Raw genomic sequence first — 7,358 nt, 5'->3', positions numbered from 1 at the left:
GGCAAGATCCAGATCGATCCGATGATCACCCACACCATGCCGCTCGAAGACATCAACAAGGGCTTCGAGCTGATGCACAAGGGTGAAAGCATCCGCGGCGTCGTCGTTTACTGACAAATCGTATTCTGGAAATGGGGAGTGACATGTTTATAGGTTCGCCACGAGAGCGGCTTGACGGGGAAGCACGCGTCGCGATGACGCCGGACAGCGCCACCCAGCTTCAGAAGCTCGGATATCAATGTGCCGTCGAAACGGGCGCCGGCAAACTTGCCGGCTTCTCTGACGACGCCTATCGGGCGGCCGGCGTTACTGTGGTCGACAGCGTCGACGCGCTTTATGCAAGCGTAGACGTCATCGCCCAGGTGCGCCCGCCGGAGCCAAGCGACATAGCAAGGCTTTCGAGCAGTAAAACGCTGATCTCCTACTTCTATCCCGCGCAAAACAAGGAGCTTCTTGAGCAGGCGAAGACGACCGGCGCAAACGTGATCGCTATGGACATGGTGCCGCGTATTTCGCGCGCCCAGAAGATGGACGCGCTGTCCTCCATGGCCAATATTGCGGGCTATCGCGCCGTGATTGAGGCCGGCAATAATTTCGGCCGCTTCTTCACCGGCCAGATCACCGCCGCCGGCAAGATCCCGCCGGCCAAAGTTCTTGTCATTGGCGCCGGCGTCGCCGGTCTGGCCGCCGTCGGCACCAGCGTTTCGCTCGGTGCCATCACCTATGCATTCGACGTTCGACCGGAAGTGGCCGAGCAGATCGAATCGATGGGTGCCGAATTCGTCTTCCTCGACTTCAAGGAGCGGCAGCAGGACGGCGCGGCGACGGGTGGCTATGCGTCGCCATCGAGCCCCGAATTTCGCGAAGCGCAATTGAAAAAGTTCCGCGAGATCGCGCCGGACATCGACATCGTCGTCAGCACCGCGCTGATCCCGGGCCGCGACGCGCCGAAGCTCTGGCTTGCCGACATGGTCGCCGCGATGAAGCCGGGCTCCGTGATCGTCGACCTTGCGGCGGAACGCGGCGGGAATTGCGACCGGACTGTTCCGGATCAGAAGATCGTTTCTGAGAACGGCGTCACCGTCATCGGCTACACCGATTTCCCGAGCCGCATGGCCTCGCAGGCCTCGACCCTTTATTCGACGAACATCCGCCACATGATGGCGGACTTGACGCCGAAGAAGGATGGCGTTCTCGTCCATAACATGGAAGACGATGTTATTCGCGGAGCCACTGTGGCGTTCCAGGGCGAGATCACCTATCCGCCACCGCCGCCGAAGATCCAGGCGATTGCAGCCCAGAAACGACAAGAAAAGCCTAAGGAGTTGACCCCGGAAGAACGGCGTGCCGCCGAAGCTTCCGCCTTCAAGTCGGCAACGCGGCAGCAGGTCGGCCTGCTCGTCATCGGCGGTGTTCTCATGGCGCTTATCGGCGCCTATGCACCGTCGGCCTTCATGGGCCACTTCATCGTCTTCGCGCTTTCCTGCTTCGTCGGCTTCCAGGTCATTTGGGGTGTCAGCCATTCGCTGCATACGCCGCTGATGGCCGTGACCAACGCGATATCCGGGATCATCATCATCGGTGCGCTGCTGCAGGTCACTGCAGGCGGCTGGCTGGTGACCGCCCTTGCCGCCGTTTCGGTGGCGATCGCCACCATCAACATCGTTGGCGGCTTCATGGTCACGCGGCGCATGTTGAACATGTTCCAGAAGTCGTGACACCACCCGGGGTATAAGAACCATGTCTATCGGTATCCAGACCGCGGCTTACATCGCCGCATCCGTTCTCTTCATCCTTTCGCTCGGCGGTCTTTCCGGTCAGGAAAGCGCCAAGCGCGCCGTATGGTACGGCATATCAGGCATGGCAATAGCCGTGCTCGCGACCATTCTTGGGCCGGGCGTCGGGCTTTCCGTCGTCCTCAGCACCATGCTCGTCGTTGGTGCTGTCGTCGGCACGTTGTTGGCACAGCGCGTCGAAATGACCGGCATGCCGCAACTCGTGGCGGCGCTACACTCCTTTGTGGGCCTCGCTGCGGTACTGATCGGCCTCAACTCCGACATGACGGCACATGAGTTCGCCACCAATGCGGAAAAGATAATCCATGACGTGGAAATCTTCCTTGGCGTGTTCATCGGTGCGGTAACCTTCACTGGCTCGATCATCGCTTGTGGCAAACTTTCTGGCCATATCGGCGGCAAGGCACTTATCCTGTCCAGCCGGCACATATTCAATATCCTGATGGTGCTCGGGTCTTTTGTGCTGATGATCGGGTACATGAATGGCGCAGGTGCATGGACCCTCTACCTAATGACGCTGATCGCCTTTGTCATCGGCGCTCATCTCGTCATGGCCATCGGTGGCGCCGATATGCCGGTCGTGGTTTCGATGCTCAACTCCTATTCCGGCTGGGCGGCCGCGGCGACGGGCTTCCTGCTCGGCAACGACCTGTTGATCGTAACCGGAGCGCTCGTCGGCTCGTCGGGCGCGATCCTCTCCTACATCATGTGCAAGGCGATGAACCGCCAGTTCCTGTCGGTCATTCTCGGCGGCTTCGGCAATGCCTCGGGCCCGACGATGGTCGTCGAGGGCGAGCAGATTGCCATCGATGCCGAAGGTGTTGCCGCAGCGCTCAACGATGCCGACTCGGTCATCATCGTTCCGGGTTACGGAATGGCGGTTGCGCAGGCCCAGAGTGCGGTTTCGGAACTCACTCGCAAGCTGCGCGCCGCCGGAAAGCAGGTGCGCTTTGCGATCCATCCGGTCGCAGGTCGGCTGCCCGGCCACATGAACGTCCTGCTGGCGGAAGCAAAGGTTCCTTACGACATTGTATTGGAGATGGACGAGATCGACGACGACTTCCATGAAACCGATGTCGTCATCGTCATCGGCTCGAACGACATCGTCAATCCGGCCGCACAGGAAGATCCGAACTCGCCGATCGCAGGCATGCCGGTACTCGAGGTTTGGAAAGCCAAGCAGGTTTTTGTCTCCAAGCGCGGCCAGGGCACCGGCTACTCCGGTATCGAGAACCCCCTGTTCTTCAAGGAAAACACCCGCATGTACTACGGTGACGCCAAGGAGTCCGTCAACGGCCTGCTTCCGAAGCTGGCCTGAGAGCTTGATGATCTCCGCTTCCGACTGGAGACATTTTCTCAAAGAAACATGTGCGCGGCAGCCGTAAGACCGTCACGGGCAGGCTCGCCGTTGCGCGCTCAGCCCTTCCCAAATTCGTCTGACCATGGATACGGGTTGCGCGACAAAGGATTTGGGAGCAAGGCCGCTGGCGATCTCGAACTCTGGCCCAATTGAGGGGCGCGGACCGCCTCCCCAGTCGTCAGCGCGCGATAGCGCTGAGACGGGTACGCCCACATGCGGTTAAGGCGGCTCGAACGGTCTACCCTGGATGGCGAAGTATGGCACAGGGCCAATTGCACACTGAGCCGATCGAATAAAGGGATGTTGGGTCGTCAGGTTCGTCCGCCGGGCATTCACTCGTTAGCCCGGCAGCATTGGCAAATAAATCCTCGAGATCGGCCCGTGATGCGAGCGGATCTATTATTAATCTTCGGGGGCAATGCGAACGATGATTCCATTGAGAGTCTCGTCAAAGGGGATCTGACAGGAAAGCCGCGAGTTCTCTTGACGGTAGTCGGAGCCTTCCAGCAATTCACTCTCGTCGATCGAGGGCTCTGCCAAGCTTACACTCTTCGGTAATTCCTCGACGTAGACATGGCAGGTGGCACAGGAAAGGCACCCGCCACACATTGCAAGCAGCTCATCAAAGCCCGCGCTTCGGATGTTCTCCATCAGCGAAGCGCCCACCCTTCCCTCGAAACTATGCAGCTCTCCATCCCGCGTCCGCACTGATATCATAGACATTTTCCCTCCACTTTCATTCCGGGCCTCGAATGCCTCACAGCACTTCTGGGCTAAGTTCCTTGAGTTGTTTCGATGTGTCGGCCAGCGCATCGCGGTCGATCCTCGCTGAGCTATCGACAAGCTTTCGTCCTTGCACGTAGTCGCGGGATGCATTGACGCAATCGAGGGCCAGAACCGCCCCGTCCTTCAGATAGATAACGCTGAAGCTCCGACTGGCGGGATTGCCGCGCGTCACCACGCTGTCAAAGCCGTAGTTGAGACCAACTGTCTGCATCCTCAAATCGTATTGATTGGACCAGAACCAGGGCGTTGCATCGTAGGGCTTGAGTTCGCCGCAGATCGCCTTCGCGGCAGTCGTCGCCTGATCCGTCGCGTTCTGCACAGATTCAATGCGAATGCCGCGGCCATGTCTAAGCCGGGCGCAGTCTCCGATACAGTAAATGTCCGGCAGGGATGTCTGGCATAACTCATCGATATCCACACCGTTTGAGCCTTCCGCGCCTGCCTCGATCAGCGGGCCGGCCGAAGGGACAATGCCTATACCGACCACGACGATATCGCCTGGGATCTTCTCGCCGGTCGCAAGCACCACGTTCTTGACGCGGCCGTTGGAACCCTCCAGCGAACCGACACCGCAGTTGAGGCGGATGTCGACGCCATGTGCGCGATGCTCGGCTTCGTAGAACCTCGATACCGGTTCCCCGGCCACGCGCGCGAGTACGCGGTCGAGCGCCTCGACCAAAGTGACCTCTTTGCCGATCTCTCGGAACACGGCTGCCGCTTCGAGACCGACAAAACCGCCGCCGACGATCACGATCCTTTCGGCGCCAGGAAGGCCTTCGACGAGCGCGTCGCAATCTGCCTTGTTGCGTATATAGCAGATTCCGGCCAACTCGCTGCCGGGGCAGGAAAGCTTCCTCGGCTCGCCACCGGCCGCCCAGACGAGCTTGCCGTAGGAGAAGCGTTCGCCCCGGTCGGTGACGACGACATGGGCTGCCGCATCGACGGTGGTCACACGCCTGCCCAGCATCAGTTCTACCTGCCGGGAGGTCCAGAAATCCCCCGGCCTCAGATGCATCCTTTCGAAAGATTTCTTGCCTGCGAGATATTCCTTCGAAAGCGAAGGGCGGTCGTAGGGAACTTCCGCCTCAGCGCCGATCAGGGCAATGCGTCCCGTGAAACCGGACTGCCTGAGCGCCGCCGCTGTCTGCGAACCGCCGTGTCCGCCACCGACGATGACGCAGTCGAAGAAGCGATTGTCGTCCTCCCGCATCATTGTCACTGCTCTCTTTCGGCGCCGATGAGAACGAAGCACATCGTGGCTGGCTTATCGCTCTTGTTGCGCCAGGCGTGGCGCGTGCCGCATTGGACGGCGACGTCGCCCTGCTTCAGCAGCGTTTCGGCGCCGTCATCGAGTTCGAGCCACACTTCACCGTCGAGTACGATGTCATAGTCGACGGTGTCTGTAGTGTGCATCCCGGGTGCATCAGGCTCGAACGCCTGGATCAGGCCGGGGATGTGCATCGCCTCTTCCTCAACCGCGGCCGCTGGATCGACGGTTGCGAATACCGAGTCTGGCGGAAAGACGACGATCATCAGCTTCGTCTGGCCCGGTTCGGGGGTGATCAGGATTTGCGGCGGCGCCTGCTCCGCATGACTTTGCGGAAGGCTGGGTTTCGCCGAAGTTGCATAAAGGACCGAAGTAAGGTGGCCTGGCACAGAATCGTACACGTGGGCATTGGGCGCCGGGCCATCGCTGATGAAAACTGACTTGCCGTTACTGATCCCTGTGACGACGCGCCGGGGTATGCGCAGTTCCGTTGCCCTATTCATAGATCAAGCCCTTCGCCTCAAGCTGCGGACGCATGTTGTTAATGTCGAGGCTCAGCTTCCCAGACTCATAGAGGCCGCGCTTTTCGTCTTCCATTCTCTGGCGTTTGCGCGCTTTTTCGAGGACCATCGCGGCCTCATCGCGCTTGACCACACAGACGCCATCGTCGTCGGCGACGATGACGTCGCCTGGCTCGATGTAGGCTCCGGCGCAGACCACGGGGACCTGGACGTTCGCGAGCGTCTCCTTGACGGTGCCTTGGGCCGATATCGCCTTGGACCAGACAGGGAAGTTCATGGATCGAAGGTCGGCGACATCGCGTACGCCGGCGTCGATCACGAGTCCTAGAATTCCGCGTGCCCTGCACGATGTCGCGAGAAGATCGCCGAAATATCCGTCCGTGCACGGCGAAGTTGGCGCGACGACCAGGATGTCGCCGGGCTGCGCGACCTCAAGGGCGACATGGATCATCCAGTTGTCACCTGGAGGCACCTCGCATGTGAGCGCCGTGCCGCCGATGCGCGCGCCCTCGATCACGGGACGCAGGTGCGGCGCCAGCAACCCCTTACGGCCCTGGGCTTCGTGGACTGTGGCGACACCCAGCTTCCCCAGCGCCTCGCAAGTCTCGCGGTCTGCGCGCGGAGTCTTAGTCATAACTTTCATCGAATTCCTCCTGTGCGAGACGATCACCGGACTCGCCCTCATGGATGCCAATCAAATGCGACTGGGTTAGTTGGACGCGGCATCGAGGAAGCTGCGATCGAATACGCCGGCGGCAACCGGTCTCGCAGGCTCACCGAGCAGGTTGGCGCGGATCATTAAGTCCACCGTGGTGTCCATCGCCTGCCGAGGGATCGAAAGATTGCCGGGCCACATGCCCATGTCGCGCATATAGTGAAGGCCGCGCGAGGCGAGTTTGGTGTCGTCTTTCGTGGTAATCCGTTGGAATATCGGTAGCGTCACGTCCTCGCGGGCCGGGTCGTTGGTGATCGAATAGGCTTCGAAGAGCGCTTTGAGGAAACGGACGACCACATCGCGGTTGCCGTCCAACCAGCTTTTACGGCCGATGACAGCGGCGAAGACGATCTCGGGGATGACATCGTTGATTTCGCCGATCAGGTTGAAGCCTTCACGTTCGGCCAGGAAATTCCATGGCGCGGGCTGCGGGGCGCAATCAATTTCCCCCGCCTGCAGGGCTTCCCAGCGCTTGGTGTGGATGCCGGCGAGTTCGAACTCGTAGTCGCCGGGATACCGCAGCCCTTCCTTGGAGAGCATCATCTGAGTGTAGATCGCCGTACCCTCGGTGAGCGACGAGGTGCCGACCTTTTTGCCTCTCAGGTCCTTGATCGACTTGATCGAAGACTGTGCGACCATGGACATCGGCAGACGGTTTGAGTTCGAGGAGATGACCCTGAGCTCGCCACCTTTGACGAAGTTCGAAACGGCGCCTTCCGGCGGCGTGATGGCGAGATCGGCTTCGCCTTCCAGCACGGCCGTGGTCGCCTTGTCGACGGTGCCCATCTTCTTGTACTCGATCACCAAGCCATGCTTGGCGAAAATGCCGTGCTCCTCGGCCACAAAGACCGGAAGCCAGTTGAACCCTTGTGCCCCGCCCGCGAGGCTTAGACTTTGGCTGGAAGCCATGTGC

The 7,358-nt window shown here is 60.3% G+C and carries 7 protein-coding genes and 1 pseudogene; 3 read left to right on the top strand and 5 right to left on the bottom strand.

Annotated elements, in window-relative coordinates; genetic code table 11:
* The 3 genes and pseudogenes from CO667_RS35930 to CO667_RS20975 form a co-directional block, all read left to right on the top strand.
* Positions 1–114: pseudogene (locus CO667_RS35930) on the top strand (S-(hydroxymethyl)glutathione dehydrogenase); the annotation flags it as partial.
* Between the two features lie 29 nt (positions 115–143).
* Entirely contained in the window at positions 144–1,718 is a 1,575-nt protein-coding gene (locus CO667_RS20980) for a Re/Si-specific NAD(P)(+) transhydrogenase subunit alpha (RefSeq protein WP_097620187.1), read from the top strand.
* 22 nt (positions 1,719–1,740) lie between these two features.
* A complete protein-coding gene (locus CO667_RS20975; protein WP_097620186.1) occupies positions 1,741–3,114 on the top strand; it encodes an NAD(P)(+) transhydrogenase (Re/Si-specific) subunit beta in 1,374 nt (457 codons plus the stop codon).
* Between the two features lie 444 nt (positions 3,115–3,558).
* On the opposite strand, the gene CO667_RS20970 is transcribed toward CO667_RS20975, so the two are convergent.
* The 5 genes from CO667_RS20970 to CO667_RS20950 all read right to left on the bottom strand — a co-directional run bounded on the left by CO667_RS20970 (position 3,559) and on the right by CO667_RS20950 (position 7,354).
* Positions 3,559–3,879: a 2Fe-2S iron-sulfur cluster-binding protein gene (locus CO667_RS20970; RefSeq protein WP_097620185.1), complete on the bottom strand. Its 321-nt coding sequence runs from the start codon at positions 3,877–3,879 to the stop codon at positions 3,559–3,561.
* A gap of 34 nt (positions 3,880–3,913) precedes the next feature.
* The gene (locus tag CO667_RS20965) at positions 3,914–5,155 is read right to left on the bottom strand and encodes an FAD-dependent oxidoreductase (protein ID WP_348627814.1); all 1,242 of its coding nucleotides are present in this window, start codon (positions 5,153–5,155) and stop codon (positions 3,914–3,916) included.
* A 2-nt stretch (positions 5,156–5,157) separates the two neighbouring features.
* Positions 5,158–5,712: a cupin domain-containing protein gene (locus tag CO667_RS20960; RefSeq protein ID WP_097620184.1), complete on the bottom strand. Its 555-nt coding sequence runs from the start codon at positions 5,710–5,712 to the stop codon at positions 5,158–5,160.
* Complete coding sequence (locus tag CO667_RS20955) at positions 5,705–6,373, bottom strand: 4-carboxy-4-hydroxy-2-oxoadipate aldolase/oxaloacetate decarboxylase (protein WP_097620183.1); 669 nt, start codon at positions 6,371–6,373, stop codon at positions 5,705–5,707. Before CO667_RS20955 ends, CO667_RS20960 begins: the two co-directional genes overlap by 8 nt.
* 66 nt (positions 6,374–6,439) lie before the next feature.
* Positions 6,440–7,354, bottom strand: coding sequence for an ABC transporter substrate-binding protein (locus CO667_RS20950; protein ID WP_097620182.1), 915 nt, complete (start codon positions 7,352–7,354; stop codon positions 6,440–6,442).
* Positions 7,355–7,358 lie beyond the last annotated feature (4 nt).

The sequence above is a fragment of the Rhizobium sp. L43 genome (assembly GCF_002531725.1).
Lineage (GTDB): Bacteria > Pseudomonadota > Alphaproteobacteria > Rhizobiales > Rhizobiaceae > Rhizobium.
The sequence above is the reverse complement of the archived record's forward strand: the minus strand, read 5'-3'. Positions and strand labels throughout refer to the sequence as shown.